Origin of the sequence: Psychrobacter sp. Pi2-52 (assembly GCF_904846705.1) — a bacterium.
Taxonomy (GTDB): Bacteria; Pseudomonadota; Gammaproteobacteria; order Pseudomonadales; family Moraxellaceae; genus Psychrobacter.
The window spans coordinates 1-615 of sequence record NZ_CAJHBS010000067.1 but is presented as its reverse complement, the minus strand read 5'-3'; the positions used below and the strand labels follow the sequence as shown (position 1 = coordinate 615).

Sequence of the window (615 nt, the reverse complement as noted above, 5' to 3'; positions counted from 1 at the left end):
TATAGTCAGTTCAAAATAAAATTGTTATGGTTAGGACAAACATCATAAAACAACTTGGATAAGTCGTTTTCCAACCAGCCTTGGCGTAGAAACTTTACTTGTGCCCATTTCTTTTCGATAGGGTTCAGATCAGGGCTGTACGGCGGCAACCATAAAATGCGATGACCATGCCTATTCAGTAGCTTTTGAATGCGTTTATTTTTATGAAATCGAGCATTATCCATCACAATCACGCATTTGGTTTTAAGACTTGGGATTAGCTTGTGTTTGCACCAGTCGTAGAATATGCTGCTGTTGATGTTTGTCTCAAAGTAATCTAGTGCAAACAGCATCTTTTCATATAGAGCACCGATAACGTTGGTTCGCTTTTTACCTTGCCAGTTGTAACTATCGATACAGGGTTTACCAATCGGTGCATAACCATGAGAGCGAATGGTCTCGTGCTCAAAGCCGCGCGCGTATATATAGACGATGGGATAGCCTTGTTGTTTAAAGTTATCAAGCTTACTGTGGTATATCGCTCTTTTGATCGGACAGGCTTTTGGGTGTTCTAAGGTCTTTTTTTTGACTGATGCCAAGTCGCTTTAGGGCATGATAAATGCCTGTTTTACTACA

Annotated in this window: 1 protein-coding gene; it reads right to left on the bottom strand. The window is 40.5% G+C overall.

Annotated features, from left to right (window positions below; all coding sequences use genetic code 11):
• Positions 1–5 precede the first annotated feature (5 nt).
• On the bottom strand, positions 6–578 hold the full coding sequence (locus JMY00_RS13550; protein WP_240990773.1) for a transposase: 573 nt from the start codon (positions 576–578) through the stop codon (positions 6–8).
• Positions 579–615: the final 37 nt, after the last annotated feature.